This window comes from Persicitalea jodogahamensis, assembly GCF_014651615.1.
GTDB classification, from domain to species: Bacteria; Bacteroidota; Bacteroidia; order Cytophagales; family Spirosomataceae; genus Persicitalea; species Persicitalea jodogahamensis.
The window spans coordinates 90,961-112,616 of record NZ_BMXF01000004.1 but is presented as its reverse complement, the minus strand read 5'-3'; the positions used below and the strand labels follow the sequence as shown (position 1 = coordinate 112,616).

Below are 21,656 nucleotides of genomic sequence, written 5' to 3'. Positions count from 1 at the left end.
TTATGAAATTTAATAAAACCTTCGCCAAATTGGTGCTCAGCAGTACCTTGGTGTTTTTTGGAACAGGTTGTTCCGATTTTCTGGAAGAACCCGACCAATCCAATTTCACCCTTGAGAATTATTTCACCAAGCCCGAACACGCTGAGAGTGTGGTAAACTCTTGTTACGAGAGTCTCCGGGGCACCCTGGGAGGAGGCTTTGGCGGAGCCCCCTGGATGATGCTTGAATTCGGAACCGGCCTCGCCAATACGGAACTGGGCCAAGCCCAGAATAGTATTTTCGTTCGAAATCTGGTCAACAACTCCGACAACGGGTACGGGGCTACCTACTGGACGAACAACTATCGGGGTATTGCCAACGCCAATCTGGCGATTGCAAAAATCCCCGACATTCCCATGAACGAAGTGGCCAAGAAGAAGTACCTTGGCGAAGCCCGTTTTTTGCGCGCTTTGTATTACTACGAACTAGTCAGGATTTTCGGCAATATCCCCCTCATATCCGAACCGATCAACCTGAAATCCCCCGAGCTCTATCCCGATCAATCTACACCGGAGCAAATATACAAGCTCATTGAGGCAGATCTGATTGAGGCCGAAGCCTCTGGTCTTCCGGTCACGGATGTGACAGGGAGGGTCACCCTTGGAGCCATCAAATCACTTCTGGCGAGCGTATATCTGACTATGGCGGGATATCCTTTACAGAAAAAGGAATATTTTCAGAAAGCTGCCGATAAGGCCAAGGAAGTGATCGACTCGGGTAAGTTCAGCCTCTTCCCCTCCTACGACGACCTGCACAACCCGGCTAAGAAGAATCTCGGGGAAAATATCTTTATGGTTCAGTATGCCGCCTTCGTCCTGCCTTCAAACTGGCAGAGCTCTATCATTCCCTATAACCAGGGCATCTCGGCCTATACCGATGAAACCGGGGCCATTTTTGCCAACAAGGAGTTCGTAGAATCCTATCAGAAGGGGGATAAAAGAGCCGAAGAGAAGCAGTTTTACTACAAAACATTCTCCCTGCGCAGCGACCGCACTAAGACCCGCGACCTGGGCGGCTACTACATCTACAAGCTCTTCGATACCGAGGCGCAGCTCTCCACGACCAGCAGCAACCTGAACTGGTCGATACTGCGCTACGCAGAGGTGTTGCTTACCTACGCCGAAGCCGCCAATGAATCCACGGGCCCCACCCCTGCTGCCTACGACGCCATCAACAAAATCAGGTCGCGTGCCAACCTTCCGGCCCTTAGCGGCCTTACCAAAGAGCAATTTCGCGAAGCAGTGTGGAAGGAGCGCTGGTATGAAATGAGCTTTGAAAACAAAACCTGGTACGACATGGCGCGACTGCGGAAAGCGTTCAATGTAAGTACCCGATCCTTCGAGGATTTTGTGGGGCATAAGTTTTCCTACGGACCGGTATTACAGGCACGCGAGCTGTTATTTCCCATTCCGACCGCAGAAATCCGTAACAATGACAAGTTGAAGCAAAATCCGGGATATTGAGTCGCAATTCTCCTGGTATCAGTCGCATGACCCCCGAAAGCATCTTTTTTAAGGTGCTTTCGGGGTATATGGCGGGTGAAATTAACTTTATAATACGTAAGGCGCTAACCCATTGAACCGCGTCTGTAATAGTAAACAATTCAAAAATCTAAAAATGTCCAAACCAGTCAAGAAAGGCATCGGCGGCCTCCTCGCCCTATTTGCTTTGTCATTACTCACCTTTACGGCCTTCCGATTCATTGACGAGGATACTCTGCCTATCGACCGCGGCGAGCGGATTTTCCTGGTGGGCGGTAATCTGGGGTCGAGGATGATCAACTTCGGGCATTTCGAGACCGAAATGCAGGTACGCTACCCCGACCACATGCTATTTATCCGCAACATGTGCGATCCCGGCGATACGCCCGGCTTCCGGCCCCGCTCGGCGCGCGATTCCCCCTGGGCATTTCCGGGAGCAGAAAAATTCCAGACCGAGTACGCCAATCCTTCCGATAGCCGGGGCAATTTCCCTTCCGACGACCAGTGGCTCATCCGCCTGGGTGCTGATGTAGTGGTGGGCTTCTTCGGTTTTAGTGAATCGTTTCAGGGCGAAGCCGGGCTGGCCAATTTCAAAGCTGAACTCGACGCATTTCTCAAACATAGCCTGTCGATGCGCTACAATGGTATCACGCCACCTAAGATGGCCATCGTATCGCCGATTGCCTATGAGGATTTGTCGGCGATCATGAGCGTGCCGGACGGCAAGGACATCAATAAAAACCTGGCCCTTTACACCCAGGGGATGAAAGAAGTTTGTGAGGAGAACAAGGTACTTTTTGTGGATGCCTACACGCCTTCCAAAGCCTGGTATGAAGCCACAAATGAACCGCTCACCATCGATGGCTCGCAACTCAATGATGAGGGCTACAAGAAATTTGGCGTATTGCTGGCCGATAAGGTTTTTGGCAAGGAATCTGCCAAGTCGGGGACGAACCGGGATTTGGTACATAAAGCCGTGATGGAGAAAAACTTCATGTGGCTCGACGATTACAAGATACCTAACGGTGTCCATGCCTGGGGTCGTCGCTTCAATCCTTTCGGACCCGACAACTACCCCTACGAAATCGACAAGATCCGGCAGATGACGGCTATTCGTGACACAGCGGTCTGGGCTGCTGCCTGCAACTGCGAGGGATTCGCCATCGACGTGGCCGCCGCCGACAAGCGCACCCGCAAACTCCCCCCTGTTAAGACCAATTTCAACCCCGACGCCAACGGTAGTTTAACCTACCTGTATGGTCAGGAGGCTTTGGACAAATTGAAAGTACCGCCGGGCTATAAAATCGAACTCTTTGCGTCGGAAAAGGAATTCCCCGATCTGGCTAATCCCGTGCAGATGACCTTCGACAACAAGGGCCGGCTATGGGTCGTGACCATGCCTAGTTATCCGCATTATAAGCCAGGTGACAGCAAGCCTGACGATAAAATCATGATTTATGAAGATACCAACAACGATGGAAAGGCTGACAAGGAAACCATTTTTGTGAGGGGGCTGTCAGTGCCGGTTGGCTTTGAGATTACGCCCGAAGGAGTGTACGTATCGCAGGGCACTAACCTGATGCTCTACACCGATACGGATGGAGATGATAAAGCTGACAAGCAGACGATTATTATGAGTGGTTTCGACGATCACGACACCCACCACGAAATCAGCGCCTGGACCTCCGACCCATCCGGTGCCATGTATATGGGTGAAGGCGTGTTTCTGCACACAGATGTCGAGACATCTTATGGCACGGTGCGGGCTACCAACGGTGGTTTCTACCGCTTTTCCCCCCAATTGCATAAGCTGGAGCGCGTAGCCCAATTGCCCATACCCAACCCCTGGGGTATTGCCTTCGATGAGTGGGGACAACAGATTTATGCCGAAACTTCCAGCCCCGACGTGCGCTGGATGACGCCCGGCACGGTGAAGCCCATGTACGGCGAAAGCATGGACAAAGGAGTGCAGCTGATTCAACCCGATCAGCGTGTTCGACCCACCTCGGGATTGGAATTCGTGTCGAGTCGGCATTTTCCGGATGACGTGCAGGGGAATTTCCTGATCAACAATACCATCGGGTTCCTGGGCATGAAAATGCATACGCTCAAAGACGACGGCACCGGCTACAAAAGCAACTTTGTGATGGACCTGGTCAAAGGAGAAGACCGCAACTTCCGGCCGGTGGACATGGAGTTTGCGCCTGATGGCTCATTGTACTTCATCGACTGGCATAATATCCTGATCGGCCACATGCAGCACAACGCCCGCGATCCTTTGCGCGACCATGTCCACGGTCGAATCTATCGTGTCACCTACCCTTCTCGTCCGCTGGTGAAGCCCGCCAAAGTAGCCGGAGCCACCGTGGATCAACTACTCGACAACCTCAAACTACCCGAGTACCGCACCCGCTACCGTACCCAGCGCGAGTTGCGCGGCCGCAAGCCCGCCGAGGTTCTGCCCAAAATCACGAAGTGGGTAGCTTCCCTGAATAAAAAAGATCCCAAATACGAACACAATGTACTTGAGGCGCTTTGGACTACCTGGGGCCTTGACAAAGTGGATAGGAAGCTGCTGGATCAAATGCTCCACGCCAAAGACTACCACGCCCGTGCCGCTGCGGTAAGGGTGGTACGCTACGTGGGCCATCAAATCCCCAACCAGGCAGAACTTCTTACGGAAGCAGCCCGCGACCCGCATGGTCGGGTACGCCTGGAAGCCATTGTCGCTGCTTCCTGGCTTGACAAGGATAAAGGTCTGGCGATCCTGAATGAGGCGAAGAAGATGCCTGTCGATTCCTGGATGGAGAAATCGTTAGAAACCGCCGAGGCACATCTGAACGGCCAGTTCGTTCGGCAAAAGCAGGAGAAAAAGGCTGTAGCCACTATGAAAGCTCCCGAACTCGATGCTTTTGCCAAGGGCAAGGAGATATATAGTCGCGACGGTTTCTGCGCCACTTGCCATCAACCCGACGGACAGGGTCTTTCGGCCTCTGGCTTCCCGCCGCTGGCCGGAACCAAATGGGTCACCGGCAACGAGGATCGGCTGATAAAAATCGTCCTGAAAGGTCTCATGGGCCCCATCGAAGTCAATGGCAAAGACTACGCCGGGCAGGTGCCCATGACGCCATTCGGCGGGATGCTCAACGACGAGGAAGTAGCCTCCGTGCTGACCTACGTCCGAAAATCATTTGGCAACAATGCGTCAGCCATTACGCCCGAGAAAGTGAAGCAGGTTCGGGCCATGACCGAGAAAGACGGGATGTTTTACAAACCATCCGAGCTGCTGAAACAGTATCCGATGGAGAAATAATTGAAAATTATAAGTTGCTGGTACTTTTTTAAGCGCGCCCCGGATCGTCTCCTGGGCGCGCTTTTTTATTAAATTTTGTATAGTTTCCAACCTCAAAAAGTCAGCAGGGGTCTCCTGGAAGTTCATCTTTGATTCTCTCCCAACCAATGGTACTAAATACTGCCAAATACTACCTTTATTCAATGAAAAAATCCGCCAAACTCTTAGCCATATGCCTCCCTGTACTCTTCACTTCCTGCGAAAAACCACTCTGCAACGAAAAACCCAACGACGAAACGGCGGGTATCGTCGTCCGGGTACTTCCTGAAAACTACCTGGCCTATCGGCAGGAAGTAGGTGATTTAGCCAGGGATGGCATTCATCTAACCACAGAAGAGCAATATAGGCAGGTCTTTGACCATTGCTGTGCTGGAAAACTGGAGAGTGTGGATTTTAGCAAATATGATGTTCTGGGTGCTTCCACGATAAATCAAGGGGTGGGCAGTACTTATATGCGGGACGTTCAGGTGGATAGCCTGAGCAAGAAAATTAAATACACTATTACGGAGCGTTATTGCCGAAAATCCTCGCCCGTGGATGGGAAAGGCAACTTCGTAGTCGTTCCAAAACTACCAATTGGCTATTCGGTCGAGTACGTGCGAAAATAGTCTGAAAAAATTCGCAGGCTCACTCAATCCCAGCCTTCGCCGCCCCCACGATTCTTAAACCATCATTTTTTTGAACGTACGCGATTACCGATAAATCGATTGCTCCGCTATCGATATCGTTTAGAAGTACCTCTCCCGCTGATTTGGCGGGTACTTTGACAAACTGCCGCACGACGTTGTCGCTGCTGAGGGTACGGCCTCCGTTTTCACCGCGCTGAATGGCGGTGGTTTCGTGTTTAGAAACCAAGGCAAAATTTACCTGACAATTTTGGTAATCGCCTTCCAACTGGTATCTCACTTTCAATACTTTCCCGCTCGCCGGACTTGCACTCAGGGCTGTAAAGTTCGCCGGAGGCGTTCGCTGGGTAGCTTCGTTCAGGGCTTTTTTCAACGCCGCTTCGTTGGAGCCGACGAATTGGGCTTTGCCGTTCACGACCATCTGCGGCGTATAGACCGACCGGGAATTGAATTGTTTGGCGTAGGCATATTGCCGCTTGGTGTACGCTTTATCACTAAACGGATCAGCCCAGCCGAGATGATTCCAGTAGTCTACATGAAAAGAAAGGGCCATGATATTCTTGCCGCTTTCTTTCAAAGTTTTAGTGAGGAGGCGATCGGCGGCGGGGCAACTGGAGCAGCCCTGCGAGGTAAATAGCTCGATTACGGCAACGGGTTCAAATCGGGTAGTTTTGTCAGAATCCGTATGCCAGGTCGAACCGGCTAGTACCAGAAAAATTAATAGTACGTAGTTCATGCGTTTGAGCTTGGTCACCTACAAAACGCAAAATCTCAAATTTATTCTTTCTACTGATCGAATTGAGTTTCTTTTCCGTTGATGGTCAAGTTCTTGGAACTAATATCGGATGCATGGTTGAATTCGTAAGGTACTTTCACCCCATTGATTGTAACGTTGTTCAAGCGCACGTTCGTAATCGGTGACTCTTCGTATCCCTGCAACAGAATGCCGGTCTTCCCACCCTGCTTCACGGTCATGTTCCGTACTTCGATATTCCTGATCGTTGGCATATAGCTGCCAGTATCTTCGTACATCATGGTGGCAATGATAGTCTGCTCCTTCACCTGGCCGACTTCGATGTCTTTCATATAGATATTTTCAATCGTGCCTCCTCTGGCCGTATTGGTTTTAATCCGCAACGCCCGGTCCAGTTCAGGACTGTTCATCTGGCAATTCCGGGCAAAAACATTCCTCACTCCACCGGATACTTCGCTGCCAATCACCACTCCACCGTGGCCGTTTGCCATGTTGCAGTTCTCAATTAGTATGTTTTCACTTGGGACATTCAGCCGCCGTCCATCGGCATTTCGTCCCGACTTGATAGCAATGCAGTCGTCGCCGGTGTTGAAGTAGCAATTTTTGATCAACACATCCTTGCAGGATTCAGGGTCACACCCATCGTTGTTTGGTCCGTTACTCGTCATGGTCACCCCATCGATGGTCACATTGGTGCAAAGTACCGGATTCAGCAACCACATGGGCGAATTGACCAAAGTCACCCCTTCGATCAGGACATTTTCACAGCGGTAGGGCTGGACAAACTGCGGACGCAGGTACGAGCCCTCCCCAAACTTGCGGTCAGCCACGGGCACCCCTTGTTCGGCCATGCCAAAAAGCGCTGCCCGCTTATCCTTATCCAGTTGGCTGGGTGAGCCAGGCTTGAATCCGTAATGCTCGTTTCCTTTCCAGGGCCACCAATTGGTTTCGTTCGCCTGGCCGTCAAGTGTCCCTTCGCCCGTGATGGCGATATTCTTCTGTTCAAAGGCATAGATCAACGGCGAATAGCCCATGAGTTCGACGCCTTCCCAGCGGGTGTGAACCAGGGGCAAATAATCCGATGGTTTGGTAGAAAACAAGATTGTGGCTCCTTTTTCCAGGTGAAGGTTGACGTTGCTGAGTAAGTGAATGGCTCCCGTCAGGTAGTTTCCTGCCGGTACTACCACCCTGCCCCCACCTTCCTTATTGCACGTTTCGATGGCGGTTCTGAACGCCAGCGTGCAGTCGGTTTTACCGCCATCAATGGCGCCAAAATCGGTGATAGGGTAATCCTTATCGCGAAAAGTCGGCTTTACTATTCTTCCTTCAATCGCCGCCACGGCATCCCAGGGGTCTTTTTCGTCCCCCGAGGTACTTTCAGAATCGCCCGAACAGGCTGCCAGACTAAGTACAGCGAAAAATGAGCCAATCAGGATATTCAGGTAGTTGTATTTTCCCATCATTCTATTGTTTATTCGATTATGCCATAAAGTACCCAACCTCCCAGGTATCTTAGCCCGGTCCAATAAGGTATCAACGGCTTTCTTTTCTGACCATTTGGCGATTGAAAGCTTAAAGTCTGTGGATGACTTGAATTACCTATCCTGGCTGGTTCTCCGACGGTTTTTTAACCCGAAATGTAAAATATTTTTGCAGCAAGAAATTCAGGGTCAGAACGACCGTAGTTGAAATAATCTTTGCCACGGTCGGGTGCATGTCCGCGAACACTATGAGTGCTTTCAGGATCAGGTAATCACTGCCCAACCCCTGCGCAACGACAATAAAATACTTGCCAAGCTGCTTTTTCGCGACATCCGAATCATTTCCCGAATCCTTAAACGCAAAATTTTTGCTCAGCCAAAACCCGCTCACGATCGTCAACAGAAATGCGATGAGCAGAGCAATCGTGTAGGAAGCCACCAGGTATTCCTGAAAATAAACACCCGGCTGGGGCAGGATGAATTGGTAAAACAGTACGAACAGGACAATATTCAGTGCGGTGTTAGCCGCCCCGACTGCCAGGTAGGCATACACCTGAAAAGGAAGCCATCGCCGGAAAATCGGATAGAACGTTTGTAATCCCCAATTGATCAATTTGGTCAGGCCAGAGGTCATGCGCTCACTTGTTTTGTTCGGTCAGGAATTGAATATGGCTGAGATACCACTGGGCCAGTTCGTTCATGGGCAGCCCCCGGGCCGCTGCATAATTCTGATCTTCAATGGCGCGCCGCTCTTCGGGATGCTCTATCAGGTACGACACGGCGTCTGCCAGACTTTCGGCGTTATCGGTGTCAAAGTAAGCTCCACCGTAGCCCTCCTCCTCCACCACTCTTTCCAGATCATCGATCTTGGGCAGAATGCAGGCCCGCGCGTAGCTACCGGCCTGGTGCAGAATACCGGAACTGCCGGTTGTGGTGGTATAGGGAAAAATGATAAAAGTACTTTCCTGAAAGATATCCGCTACTTTTTCTTCGGGAATATAACCCGTATAGGTTACGTTGGGCAAATGGCGGTACCTTTCTCTGACGTCATCAATGTACCCTTTCACATTAGGGTTGTCAGTGCCAGCCACGGTGCTGATGAATTTGAGGTCGGGATATTTTTTTTCAAGGATCTGCATGGAGTCCAGCATCACCTCCACTTTCTTATAGGTTCCAAACTTACCGAATGCCATCAGATTGATATGCGGCAGCGGATCGGGCAAGTACCGCCGTTCGGGAAGCTCAAAATTGCCGTGTGGCAGAAGAATGACATTATCGGCGCGGTACTTTTCTCTCAGAATACCCACATATTGTGAAATGGTGACGCCCACCAGATCGGCTTTCAGAATGAACCGGGTCAACACCTCTCCAATCTTGAGAAACAAATCGCCTTTCCATTTGCTGTCGGCCATGCCGATCGTGTCCAGTTTCACCGTTTCAACAATATTGTGCAGTATCACCACCGTGGGAATTCCCAGGAGTTTACACGCCCAGGGAGTCAGCAATCCCAAAGCTGCGGGAATTTTCCCTTCTCCGAAGGTCATAAACTGAAGATTGAGAATCACGGCGTCCGCTTTAATTTTTTTCAGCTGGTTCCTGATATTCCAGAAGTTGAACAGGCCATCAAATTTCCAGCAGGGAATGATCTCGATGCCATCCATGGCATAGCGACTGTATTCACGATCGTCATTCAGGTGGTTTGTCAGCACATACACTGCCTCAACCTGCGGCTTGCCAACGAAACTACGGATGAGGTGATAACCGTATTCGTTGAGGGTGACCTGACTGGGCGGATAGGGGGAGACGAAGGCAAGTTTCATGGGTATATCAGTAGTTAGGAATTTCTATATTTCTTTTTCGTCGAGTACTCTCATGGCATCGATCCGCCAGTGATCGCCCTGAAACAGCAACACCAGAGCAAGCGAGGTGCGCACGCGACGGGTACTTCGATCAGGATAGGAATAGGTAAGTATGGCGTTGCTATCCACCGCAGCGCACACTAATCCGTCGCGCGACCAGTTCATGATTTGCAGGTGATGAAGCGAATCCGTCCTGCTGACGCGCGATTCTATTTCTCCTTCGTAATGTTTGCACAATTGCCGAAACCACTCCTCGGTGTAGTACTCTTTGCCAGCTTCCACATCATTGGTCGCGTAGAGGTGATTGAGATGCGCCCACAGGTCGGCATAATCATGGCGAAGTTGTTCCTGTTGCGCCATAGAAGGTGTTTTTTTGGAAAGTACGGATAACTTAATGGAAGTGTGGTGGGCAAGGGCAATGGTATCCTGGCGCAGGAATATGGGCAATTCGGGAGCAGGGGGCTGGGATTCGACCCGAAAGTAGAGAAAGACGCCAACCAGAAGCCCGAGAAATAATAAAAATAGTCTGAGCATTAGATGGATAGTTTTAAAGTTTTTGAAAAACGATCCTGCACGTTGGCCTGAACATCAAACCCGATAAACTTTTGGGCCGGTAGTGTCCGCGACACCAGTCCGTTCTGAAGATTCTCTTCAAGATGCCAGACTTTGCCTCCGCTTCTCAGCGTCAGTGTGACAAGTGTTCCGTCGGCTACCGTGTTGCCGTGCCGGTCAATAAGGGGGCCGACCACTACTTCAAAAGAATTATTACCCTTTTTATAACCCGCCTGAACCGGGACATTGACACAACTTCCAGGCTCTACGTAATAGGCAGTCAACGGTTTGTCGGCGTTGGCCCGGTAAACCGCAACAGTCGGATCAAGGGTCAATTCCTGCTCCAGAAAGTACCCCTTCCCCGGAAGTTCAAGCAGATTCCGTGCCGGATCGATGATGTGAACGATCCGCTGTTGCGCCAGAGCTGAGTCGGGATTAACCGTTTTGGGGGAACGGTAATCTTTCATCGAACCCGTCTTTACGACACTGTTCCTCACCGTGACCGGGTAGTAGAAGTGCCGATTTCCGGTGGCCAGCTCCAACCGGGCCGGCCCTTCCAAAATCCCCCCCTGCCCCGGCAACAGGAACACCATCAGCCGGCCATTGGCCTGGTGGGTGCGCATCTTCAAAGGTTGTATGTGTGTGTATAGCATGGCCTCCCATTCTGAATGGGAAGTGTTGAAGGACAACGTATCCGCCGGGATTGATACGATTTCTGATTTAGAAACAAGTACGGGTTTCTCAATGGGTACCTGCGAGCAGGCCCAAGTCATTAGTAGTAGTGGTACATAAAGAAGGTGAGTTTTCATTGGAGATATATTTCCTGAGCCATAAAACAATGGGGCAAAATCTGCAGGCCGTGGTTGCGGTTGGCCAGCGGGTCCGGAATGGTGGGGAGGACCCGGCGCCGTTGCCCATTGATGTATGCTCCGACAGGGTACTTTGTGATGTGTTGTGCTCTGCCATTTATTTTTTTAAAACCCACCTCAAAACTACCGTGCAGCCCACTGCGGATAGCCTGCGGATGTGTGTACAGCCGGGCTTGCCAGATGACTCCCGCCGAGTCTTTTTCAGCCAGCAGCAGACCGGGGATCGTCAGGTCGGTTGTGAGGTCATTGTAATATTCAGCCCTAATTTTCAATTGCTTTGTGCTTACGGCAGCTACGGTGTAGTTCAGAGCACCTCCGTGCAGATAGCCCCGTTCGCTGATGTCGGTGTCGGCGTAAATGGCCATTGAATCCACCTGTAAGGAATCCATTAACGATGTGTTGTCGAGTGCAATCTGAAAGAAAGTACTCCCCTTGGGCGAGTTGTTGTACAGGAATGCACTCCCCGGATAATAATTCCTTACTTCGTTATTATGATAATAAATCGAAACCCTTAGTGCGATATTCACCGGAATATCGTCCGCGTTCAGGATTTCGCCCGTCAGAAAGTTTTCTTGTCCCGACCGAATAAAATTCACCTGCTTAAAGGCCGCGAAAGGCTTTTTGATCCGATCATCCTTCACCGTCGGGAAGCTGCTGATTTTTCTTTTTCCCATTTTCCGGAATAAGGTGTAGGCATGGCTGATCACCTGTTCCTCCGGAATTTCGGGTTCGAATTCCGCCGGGACGATGTACCATTTCTTTTCCACCTTCTGCAGACTTAGCGTATCCGTTTTTTCGAGGTACCCCAGCGAGGTACGCCAGCGGGTGAACACCTCCGCTTTCACCGCGTCAGCATTATTTCCGTTTGGGTGCACTGCAATACTATCCAGCTTGGAATAGGAAGGCCACAATCCGCCATCAGTCATCGATTTTTCGAGCAGGTATCGGTCCAGCGTATATGCAGGCGAAGGCACAAAGAAGCCAAACGCCTTCTCGAACCGCTGAAAATCCAGGTGGTTGTAATAATTCAGCACCGTGTTTTCGGGCGTATCCTGCTCTTTGACCAGTAAAAGCTCATAAACCTGTTTGCCAATGAAAAAGGTAAAGAACAGTATCGGCAGCAGCGAAGCAGAATAGAGAATCACTTTCGGATACCGCTCGCCCGACCCGTTGCGGATTACATGGTATTCTTCCTCCTTAAATCGCAGGAGGTATACACTCGAAAGCAAAACCGCTACGACCAGGCTGGAAACGGGAAGAATCCCCCAGACTTTCTTGAGAAGCGGCGACAGTTCCGTGGGACGAAGCGGCTTAATGGTCGAGATATTTCCTTTTTCCCAAACCATTATGCCATTTTCCAGGCGGATGGTGCGGTTCCAGCCGTTGAAATACAGCAGCGGATCGTAAAACCGGTCGTTGCTGAAAACGTATTTCAGGCTGTATTTTTCCGAATAAGTCAGAAAATCATTGAGTGACGCCAGACCTTCTTCGCCGGAGTACTTGGCATTTTCGAGCCGCTCCACGGGCCGGGTAGTCAATTCAGGCAGCCGGCGCGCCGAGTGGTAGTTTCCATCCACAGTCGCTGCGAGAGTGTTGGTACTTAGCCAGGCCATCTGATCGCCAAAGCCTAGGGTCAGAAACCGCCAGCGCATGTGTTCATCGCGGTTCAGGAAATTGAGCATGGGTTCAATCTCGATTTCCTTAGGTTGGAGCGGACGAAAACTAGCCAGATGAAAGATGTATACCACGAAAAGAATATAAGACAGGCCGCTCAAACCCGACAGCACGAAATGCGTGGCGGAATCATACTTAGCTATCCAGAAGTCTTTGACCGAACCAGCCACAAACGAATGGATAAACTGGGCCATAAACGGAATGGCAATGACCGACGCCCAAAATCCAAACCGGTCCAGGGTAAGTATGTTGAAAGCGTTTTCGCCCAACATGAGTTTTGGGATGGGCGTGGTGCCACCACTCCCGAATAAGAGGCAAATAAAAAATGAAACGGCCCAGCCCAGATACCTTTTCTGCCGGGTGATGGAATAGGCGATGGCTGGCAAGAGGGCAATGATCAAGGCCAGCGGAATCACGTAGAATATCAGCCCGGAAGAGGTTACTTCCAGAAAGTTGTCCCGTGATCCGTGCGGAATGGATACCTGCGTAATCGGATCGGTCTTGCTCCAGTACCAGTAAGGAAAAATGAGGCCCAGCGCCAGCGATATCATCAATACTCCGAAAAGCAGAATTTGTTTGTAGCTACTGAGCGCCACCAGAACCATCTGTTGTACGAATCGCACCGGATGGAGTCCCGTCAGAGCAGGATTAGCATCAACGAGCGCCATCAGTATGGTCGGCGCGATAAAAAACACCATGCCAAAAATCGCCGTCACGTGGTGGGAGCTCACGGCCACAGCCAGTACTACGAGGGCCATCACGAGATATATGGGCTTTTTCTTGACAAAATATTGATACAGAAAGGGCAGCGAATTGAGCAGAAATGCCATACCGGTGAGCGTCGGAGCCTGACCATACACGTGCAAAGTCTCGATCATCGAGGAAAGTACCACGGTAAGAATGGCCGCTACGCCCGCTGTTGTTTTGCCAAAAAACAACTTGCTGAACCGATAAACCCCCACGATGAGAATCTCATAAATAGTGATGGTGTAAAGGCAGAACGCCACTTTTAGCGGAAACAGCTTGCTGATGAGAGCGATCATTTGGTGCACCAGCGGCGGGTAACTAATCGTCAAAAATCCAGTGTACCAACGATATTCCCACGGTTCGAACCAAAAACGAGCGTAGTGGTCAGCGAAAAATATGTGCACAAACGCATCGTAGGTCTGGGGAAGCGTAAAGTACAGGATCACTCCGTGGAGTAGAAGTGCAATCGACATGGCCACCAGCAGCAGCCTTTTGCCCTGCAGATTTTTCCAGATGTCGTATTGCAGGTTGTCCACAGAGTCCACTTTGAATTTTTGTGGGCAAATATAAGCCGGAGTTGAATCAGCCCACCACCATCTTCTTGGGCGAATCAAAATTCATGGTGGCAGGACGGCTGAATTTGCCTTCCAGATGGTACTTGTAATACAGTCTGGTCAACTGAAGCGGAATCTTGATGGTGTCCTTCAATTTGAGTCTTGAGTCACCTACTTCATCCCATTGCATCAGTGGAAATTCCAGAACTCCCTTCTGCAAGGTCGTCTTTCCGAATTTCTTCTGCAAACGGAGGAATATCTCCACGTCAAATAACCAGGGTGTCATAAAGGCCTGATTAAAAAGGAATGGCACCAGACTGCGGTGAAATATTTTGGCGCCACACTGGGTATCCTGAAAATTGGCTTTCAGAATGCGGCGAATAATCATTTTGATGATAGCGCTTACAAATGAACGACTATCGCCCCGGTTGATGGCCGCACCGAGCCTCGGAATCCGGCTGCCTACCACCGCGCCAAAACGCGGGTACTGCTCTTTGTATTTAGCCATTTGCAGCCATTCTTCGGGAGTCGTGGCCAGGTCGGCATCCAGAAAGCCCAAAAGCGGAATCTGGAAATTTTCGTGAACGTAAAGCATCCCTTCCCGCACGGCGGCCGACTTGCCACCATTCTGCTTCATGTTATACACGCAGATGTTCTGGGGTGACTCAACCTGAAGTCCGCGTAACAGGGGCAGCGTCTTATCACGACTGCCGTCATTTACAAAACATACCAGTACCTCCGGATGCTTCACCGCAAAGTCAAGAAATTTACGATAGGGAAGTCTTTTTTCCTCATTGTAACAGGGGACAATGATGGCATATTTTTCAATCGTAATAGTTTGGGTCTGACCTGGGAAGAGAGTAGAAGTGGAGTAAGGCATGGTGATTGAGGTATCTGGGAGTAAATTAAATGAGAATAATTTGTATGATAACTTGATATGCTTGGTTACTTGACAAAAGAATTACAATTTAAATACCAAATAACTATCGTTCTCACTATCAGTGTTTTAATAAAAATTAATTTCAATTTAATTCCAGATTTTGGAAAAAATTCCCATAATCGTACAGCCTTGAATACGTATTTAGTAACTTACACATATTTATAATATTCCGCTTTCTATCTTTGTCCCGTAGATTAATCACGTATGGCTGGATATCATATAGTTATTGTAGAGGATGATCCCTGGTATTCCAGGATTCTTGAATATCACCTTAGTCTGAATCCAGACTATAAGATTACCCTATTCGATTCGGCAAAGGATTTTCTGGCCAACCTCCATCTGCAGCCTGACCTAATCACGCTTGATTTGTCGTTGCCCGACATGTCAGGCGCTGCGCTATACGATAAAATAAAGGAAGTCAATCCCGGACTTCCCGTCATAGTCATTAGTTCTCAGGAGAATATTTCGGTGGCTGTTGACCTGCTGAAAAAAGGGGTGAATGATTACCTGGTAAAGGATGACAATACCAAAGACCTTCTGTGGAAAAGCATCATACGGATCAGGGAGAACCAGTCCCTGAGGAAGGAAGTGGAGCAACTCAGGGAGGAACTTGGCCAAAAATTCACTTTTGAGAAAACAATCATTGGGCAAAGCAACGCCCTGAAGAAGGTATTCTCAATGATGGAAAAAGCCATCAAGACCAACATAAACGTATCCATTACGGGTGAAACAGGTACGGGAAAGGAGGTCGTGGCTAAGGCCATTCATTACAATTCTGACCGTAGGAAAAAGAACTTTGTAGCCGTCAATATGGGCGCCATTCCTTCCGATCTTATTGAAAGTGAATTGTTCGGACACGAAAAAGGGGCTTTTACTGGTGCGGTTACACGAAAAGTTGGTAAGTTTGAGGATGCGAACGGAGGGACCATCTTTTTGGATGAAATAGCCGAGCTCAATCTTACGCTGCAAACCAAACTACTGCGGATACTGCAGGAGCGGGAAGTAGTGCGGGTTGGTGGTAATGAGCGGGTAAGTCTGGATGTGCGCGTAATTGTGGCTACCCACAAAAACCTGGCTGACGAAGTAGCAAACGGAAACTTTCGGGAGGATCTGTTTTACCGGCTTCTGGGCCTGCCCATAGAGTTGCCGCCCCTGCGTGACCGCGGCAATGACGTTATTATTCTTGCCAAGCATTTTGTGGATCAATTTGTGGAGGATAATAAACTAAAAAGTATCAGCCTGACGCCCGAGGCCAAGAAGAAGCTCATGGGTTACTATTTCCCAGGTAATGTTCGGGAGTTAAAGGCTGTCGTGGACTTGGCAGCCGTAATGTGTGATAACGGTGAAATCAATGCAGATGATATCACCTTTATGTCATCCCGACCCGAAAACATGAATTTCCTGCAGGCCAAGACTCTGCGGCAGCATACATGTGACATTATCAAGCATTATCTGGAGAAGAATAACAACGATGTGGTCGCGACAGCCCAAGCATTGGATATTGGTAAAAGTACCATCTACAAAATGATACAGGACGGAGAGATTGCCTAAAATCCATTTTCCAAAATATGGAAAAACAATCCAGATTTTGGAATACTATTTTTTATAGGAAAACTTAAAGTATTACAAGCCAAGGAATTGGTAAGTGTGTGAAGCTGAGGAACATCTTTTGATGTTCTGTTCAGATTAATCTCACTATACACTTATCAGTTCATGTACGGAATCATAAATAAATCGATTGAGGAGTTGGTCAAGGCCAATTTTGGGGATGAAAAATGGGACGAGGTGTTGGAGCGCAGCGGTGTGAAAACCGATTTTTTCCTTAGCCACGAAATTTATGATGACGAGATCACTTTCAAACTCGCCATAGCAGTGAGCGAAGTGACGGAGCTGACCCTGTCTGATGTATTGCAGGCCTTTGGAGAATGGTGGATACTCAAAACCGGTAAGGAAAAGTATACGGGGCTAATGGAGGCGGGAGGTAGTTCACTTCGGGAATTCATGATCAACCTACCCACCTTTCACAATCGTATCATGTTGATATATCCCAAACTTACTCCACCGGAATTCAAGGTGAGCCATGTGACGGATAACAGCCTGCATGTACATTATTTTTCCAAGCGGGAGGGGTTACAGGAATTCGTCCGGGGCTTGTTATTCGGACTGGGAAAAATGTTTGACACAAAGGTGGAGGTCGAACTCCTTCAAACCCGAAACAAGGGTGATTCGCACGAAGTATTTAAATTAAAATGGTAATCAATTTTGGAAACGCAATTCTGCTTTGGCACTGATCAGTTTAATCGGATTTTTCCATTTCATCTACTGATCGATACCTCTCTCCGGGTAGATTCCTGCGGCCCCACGCTGGAAAAACTATATCCGGGCAGCGTCGGCAATAAATTCTTCGATCGTTTCAGGATCAATCGTCCTCTAATAGCAGCAAACGACTACCCATCTCTTCTTTCCCTCTGTAACCAGCTGGTCATCCTCGAATGTTCGAATTCAAACAATACCATACTAAGAGGGCAATTTGAGTGTATCGACGAGTCCGAAGCATTGCTTTTCATAGGCTCGCCTTGGTTTGACTCCATGCAGGAGGTTTCTGAAAATGGATTGAACGTTCAGGATTTCGCACATCACGACTCGATGCTGGATTTGCTGCACGTGCTCAAAAACCAGGAAATCACTAACGACGAGCTGCGCCAGTTGCTCAAAACCGTTGGTAAGCAGAAAACCGAATTAAAGTTGGCGGCGGAAGAAATCAGCAAGATTGCCCTCTTCCCGATGCAGAACCCCGACCCCCTTATACGGCTTGACGCCGAGGGCAATATGCTCTCACTTAACCCGGTAGCGGAAAAACTCAGAGATTTCGTTCTGGATGAACAGCTCCTTCAGAGCGATGAGTTTTGGAAAAGGAAGGCCAAGCAATTGGACATGCACGCCGGGCGGCAGGCTTTTGAAGTGAAAGTAGGCAGCATTCTCTACTCATTCGTTGCGATTCCCCTTCCCGAAACTTCCTACTTTAACATCTATGGCAGGGACATCACCAAACAAAAGGAAAACGAAAATAAAATTGAACTACTCTCCCTGGTAGCCAGCGCCAACGCCAACGGCGTAGTTTTCACGGATGCCAAAGGGGTCATCACCTGGGTTAACGACAGCTATTGTGAGCTGACCGGCTACAATCACGATGAAATAATCGGACGTACCCCCCCAGAAATTGGCCAGGGCCCCCTCTCTGACAAGCAATCGGCTAAAACCGGGATGCTAGAGCCATTTCTTGCCGGCAAGAAATTTAGCGTCGAAATCATTCATTATCGTAAAAACGGAAGCTGGTTTTGGAGCCGCTGCTCCGGACAAGCCCTGTTTGACCATGACGGCAGGGTTGCGCAGTACTTTACGATGATCGAAGACATTACGGCAGCCAAAGAAACGCAAAAGAAACTCAGTGATTTTGAAAGCCGCTTCCGGCTAATGCTTGAAAAAATCGGTGATAATGTCTGGGAACATGATTTTCTGGCTGGTAAAACTACTTTCTCGAATAGCAACCTCAGCTTGCTCGGCATTTCTATCGATGAAAAAATACCGGTCGAGCAGACCTGGTGGTCGCGGGTACTTGAAGAGGATCTTCATTTGCTCATTGAGAACGACCGGAAATATAAACAGGGCGAAATTGATTTCCATTTGCTGGAATACCGATTGCGGCACGAAGACGGAGGGGTCAGGTGGGTGTTGGACCGTGGAGTGGTAATCGAAAAAGACAGCCAGGGTAAACCATTGAAAATAATCGGAACCCACACCGACCTGACACGCCAAAAAAAGGCCGAAGAGGAATTGCTGGATACCAAGGAGAGGCTGGAAAGCATATTTGATGAAATGTCAGACATCGTCTGGTCTTACAATTGGCAGGATTCCGATTTGCTGTTCGTTTCTCCTTCGGCCGAAAACCTGTTTGGTACTTTGGCAGGTACCGACCCGATTCAAAAAGACTGGTGGGAAAAGTTCGTTTATGTCGGAGATTCGGAATCTATTTATTTAATAAAGGATCACTTAGCCAAGCATGGTTCTTACAGCCAGGAGTACCGGTTTTTGGCACCCGACGGTTCTCTCAGATGGGTCAGCCACAGCGGACGCATCATCTATGACTCCGGTCAGCCCGTCAGGATGGACGGGATCATCCGCGATATTACTGAACGGAAAGAAGCAGAATCAACCATCAGGCACGAAGTGGAGCTTCAGAATATCCTGATTGATGTTTCGGCGGCCTACATAAATATCGATCTTGATCGCGTTGCTCCGGTTGTCCAAAAATCATTGCAGGAACTCGGCGAGTTTGTCAAGGCAGACCGGGCCTACATTTTCGACTATGATTTTATAGAAAATACTACCTCTAACCTGTACGAATGGTGCGGAGAGGGAATTACTCCCGAAATTGAAAATCTGCAGAACGTTCCTCTGTCTTTTCTGCCTGATTGGCTAGAAGTCCATAAAAAGGGGAATCCATTTTACGTTGACGACGTCGAGGATCTGCCCGATAGTGGACCGGAATCCCTACGCCAGCTACTTGAACAGCAAAATATCAAAAGCCTGATCACGCTACCTATGCTTCGCGATGGCAAACTGATCGGTTTTGTAGGTTTCGACTCCGTCAGAACAACACATCAATACGACGAAAAAGAAAAAAAACTATTGTTTCTTTTTGCTCAGATGCTCCTCAATGTCAACGAGCGCCGGGAGCGGGCGTTGCAGTTACAGCGGCAGGAGGAAAAATACCGGAATATCATCACCAACATGAATTTGGGACTGGTGGAAAGCGATAGCCGGAAGAAGGTACTTTTTGCCAACCAGAGTTTTTGCCTCATGTCTGGCTACTCGGTTAAAGAGCTGTTGGGCAGAAATAAATCCGAAATTTTCGATCTCGAAGAAGCTGTCGGCGAAGCAGGAAATGAAGCCATCCGGACTTTTGAACTCACGGTTAAAAACAAAGCCGGTGAACCTCGTTGGTGGTTTGTCAGCGAGGCCCCCAACTTTAACGACAAGGGAGTCCTGACTGGCACGATTGGCATTCACCTGGATATCACCGAGCAGAAAAACCTGCAAAGGGACCTGACTGTTGCCAAAAACAACGCCGAAGCTTCCACCAGGGCCAAAGAATTGTTTCTGGCCAACATGAGCCATGAAATCCGAACCCCCATGAACGCCATTATGGGGATGAGTAACCAACTGGGCAAAACTTCACTAAGCTCCGACCAGAAATTTTACCTCAATACAATCAATTCCGCCGCTGAAAACCTGTTGGTGATAATCAACGACATTCTGGACCTGTCCAAAATCGAAGCGGGCAAGCTCTCTCTCGAAAAGATCGGATTCGAACCCAAAATGATCGTGGGCCGTGCCATGCACGTTATGATGCATAAAGCCGAAGAAAAGGGCCTTGCATTCACCAACTCCCATTGTGACAAAAGGCTTTCGCCCGTGCTGATTGGGGATCCCTACCGCATGAATCAGATCTTGCTCAATCTGATATCCAATGCTATTAAATTTACTGAAAAAGGGAGCGTTGACCTTTCCTGCCTGGTAGTTGAGGATACGGACACACACCAGACCGTGCGTATATCCGTAGCTGATACCGGCATAGGTATGGAAGAGGAGTTTGTTCAGAACCTCTTTCAGAAATTCATTCAGGAAGATAGCTCCATCACCCGGAGATACGGTGGCACAGGTCTGGGCATGAGTATTTTCAAGGAGTTGGTCGAGCTCATGGACGGCAAAATCGAAGTGCAAAGCAAGAAAAACCTGGGCACCACGATTTCGTTCATAATCACCATGCAGAAAGGAAAAAGCACCGACCTGCCTGTACGGGATGCCCCTTTGATTAACACCGCCATACTTGCCAAAAAGAGAATCCTGATTGTCGATGATAACGAAATGAACCGGTTGGTAGCAGCTACCCTCCTGACCAACTACGGTGCGGAAACGTTTGAGGCAGGCAATGGTTCCGGTGCGATCGGACTGCTGCGTCGTGAGCCCATCGACCTGGTACTTATGGATGTACAGATGCCGGTGATGGATGGAATTGAAGCGACCCGAATCATTCGGGACACCATCAGCAAGGAGATTCCCATCATCGCGCTTACCGCCTACGCCATCAAAGGTGACGATACCCGCTTCATTGCCAGCGGCATGAGCGACTACCTTTCCAAGCCGTTTGAAGAAAATCAATTCATTCAAGTGATTTCCCGTTGGCTGGGCAGCGACAATTCCCTGCCCCTGCCCGTTGACATTCCGGCACCTACCAAAGAGCTGTTCAGTTTGAACAAACTCAACAGCATTGCCAACGGCAACCAGGACTTCATCAATAAAATGATCAACCTGTTTATCGATCAGTCCCAATTATCGCTAACTGAACTCAAGGCAGCTTTCGAAAAACAGGATTACGAGACCATCCGTAAAGTGGCTCACCGGCTGAAGCCTTCCGTCGATACGATGGAAATAACAAGTCTGAAAGAAAAAATCCGGGAATTGGAGAAATTCGATGAACACAGTGAATCCTTCCAGGAACTTGGGAAACGACTGCACTATCTTGAAGCCACTCTATCGGATATAGTTCAGAAACTTCGGGAACGCTAGCTTTCATGGCCCGGCTTGGTCTTGAATGCGACTTTCCAAAAAATGGAAAAACGTCTTATTGTTGGAAACACTCCTGGCCAAAATCATGCCTCACGTGC

At 49.1% G+C, this 21,656-nt stretch carries 14 protein-coding genes; 6 read left to right on the top strand and 8 right to left on the bottom strand.

Annotated elements, in window-relative coordinates; genetic code table 11:
• Window positions 1-2 precede the first annotated feature (2 nt).
• The 3 genes from IE117_RS18895 to IE117_RS18885 all read left to right on the top strand — a co-directional run bounded on the left by IE117_RS18895 (window position 3) and on the right by IE117_RS18885 (window position 5,480).
• Window positions 3-1,502 (top strand): RagB/SusD family nutrient uptake outer membrane protein, encoded by a 1,500-nt coding sequence (locus IE117_RS18895; RefSeq protein ID WP_189566078.1) that lies wholly within the window; start codon window positions 3-5, stop codon window positions 1,500-1,502.
• Between the two features lie 154 nt (window positions 1,503-1,656).
• Window positions 1,657-4,833 (top strand): PVC-type heme-binding CxxCH protein, encoded by a 3,177-nt coding sequence (locus IE117_RS18890; RefSeq protein ID WP_189566077.1) that lies wholly within the window; start codon window positions 1,657-1,659, stop codon window positions 4,831-4,833.
• 182 nt (window positions 4,834-5,015) lie between these two features.
• Window positions 5,016-5,480 carry a hypothetical protein gene (locus IE117_RS18885; protein WP_189566076.1) on the top strand — a complete coding sequence of 155 codons (465 nt, stop codon included), beginning with the start codon at window positions 5,016-5,018 and terminating at the stop codon, window positions 5,478-5,480.
• A gap of 19 nt (window positions 5,481-5,499) precedes the next feature.
• Here IE117_RS18885 and IE117_RS18880 read toward each other — a convergent pair whose 3' ends face one another.
• From IE117_RS18880 to IE117_RS18845, 8 genes are all read right to left on the bottom strand, one after another.
• Window positions 5,500-6,234, bottom strand: coding sequence for a DUF1223 domain-containing protein (locus IE117_RS18880; protein ID WP_189566075.1), 735 nt, complete (start codon window positions 6,232-6,234; stop codon window positions 5,500-5,502).
• A 50-nt stretch (window positions 6,235-6,284) separates the two neighbouring features.
• Entirely contained in the window at window positions 6,285-7,715 is a 1,431-nt protein-coding gene (locus IE117_RS18875) for a glycoside hydrolase family 28 protein (protein WP_229581144.1), read from the bottom strand.
• A gap of 136 nt (window positions 7,716-7,851) precedes the next feature.
• The gene (locus tag IE117_RS18870; protein WP_189566074.1) at window positions 7,852-8,367 is read right to left on the bottom strand and encodes a GtrA family protein; all 516 of its coding nucleotides are present in this window, start codon (window positions 8,365-8,367) and stop codon (window positions 7,852-7,854) included.
• A 4-nt stretch (window positions 8,368-8,371) separates the two neighbouring features.
• Window positions 8,372-9,553 (bottom strand): glycosyltransferase, encoded by a 1,182-nt coding sequence (locus IE117_RS18865; protein ID WP_189566073.1) that lies wholly within the window; start codon window positions 9,551-9,553, stop codon window positions 8,372-8,374.
• A gap of 24 nt (window positions 9,554-9,577) precedes the next feature.
• Window positions 9,578-10,126 carry a hypothetical protein gene (locus tag IE117_RS18860; RefSeq protein WP_189566072.1) on the bottom strand — a complete coding sequence of 183 codons (549 nt, stop codon included), beginning with the start codon at window positions 10,124-10,126 and terminating at the stop codon, window positions 9,578-9,580.
• Window positions 10,126-10,953 (bottom strand): hypothetical protein, encoded by an 828-nt coding sequence (locus IE117_RS18855; RefSeq protein ID WP_189566071.1) that lies wholly within the window; start codon window positions 10,951-10,953, stop codon window positions 10,126-10,128. The genes IE117_RS18860 and IE117_RS18855 overlap by 1 nt, the downstream gene beginning before the upstream one ends.
• Window positions 10,950-13,970 (bottom strand): putative glycosyltransferase family protein, encoded by a 3,021-nt coding sequence (locus tag IE117_RS18850; protein WP_189566947.1) that lies wholly within the window; start codon window positions 13,968-13,970, stop codon window positions 10,950-10,952. The genes IE117_RS18855 and IE117_RS18850 overlap by 4 nt, the downstream gene beginning before the upstream one ends.
• Window positions 13,971-14,016: 46 nt before the next feature.
• Window positions 14,017-14,868, bottom strand: a complete 852-nt coding sequence (locus IE117_RS18845) for a glycosyltransferase (protein ID WP_189566070.1) — start codon at window positions 14,866-14,868, stop codon at window positions 14,017-14,019.
• A 264-nt stretch (window positions 14,869-15,132) separates the two neighbouring features.
• Here IE117_RS18845 and IE117_RS18840 point away from each other — a divergent pair, with 264 nt between their 5' ends.
• The 3 genes from IE117_RS18840 to IE117_RS18830 all read left to right on the top strand — a co-directional run bounded on the left by IE117_RS18840 (window position 15,133) and on the right by IE117_RS18830 (window position 21,558).
• A complete protein-coding gene (locus tag IE117_RS18840) occupies window positions 15,133-16,479 on the top strand; it encodes a sigma-54-dependent transcriptional regulator (protein ID WP_189566069.1) in 1,347 nt (448 codons plus the stop codon).
• 162 nt (window positions 16,480-16,641) lie between these two features.
• The gene (locus IE117_RS18835) at window positions 16,642-17,184 is read left to right on the top strand and encodes a heme NO-binding domain-containing protein (RefSeq protein ID WP_189566068.1); all 543 of its coding nucleotides are present in this window, start codon (window positions 16,642-16,644) and stop codon (window positions 17,182-17,184) included.
• A 6-nt stretch (window positions 17,185-17,190) separates the two neighbouring features.
• Window positions 17,191-21,558 (top strand): PAS domain S-box protein, encoded by a 4,368-nt coding sequence (locus IE117_RS18830; protein ID WP_189566067.1) that lies wholly within the window; start codon window positions 17,191-17,193, stop codon window positions 21,556-21,558.
• Window positions 21,559-21,656: the final 98 nt, after the last annotated feature.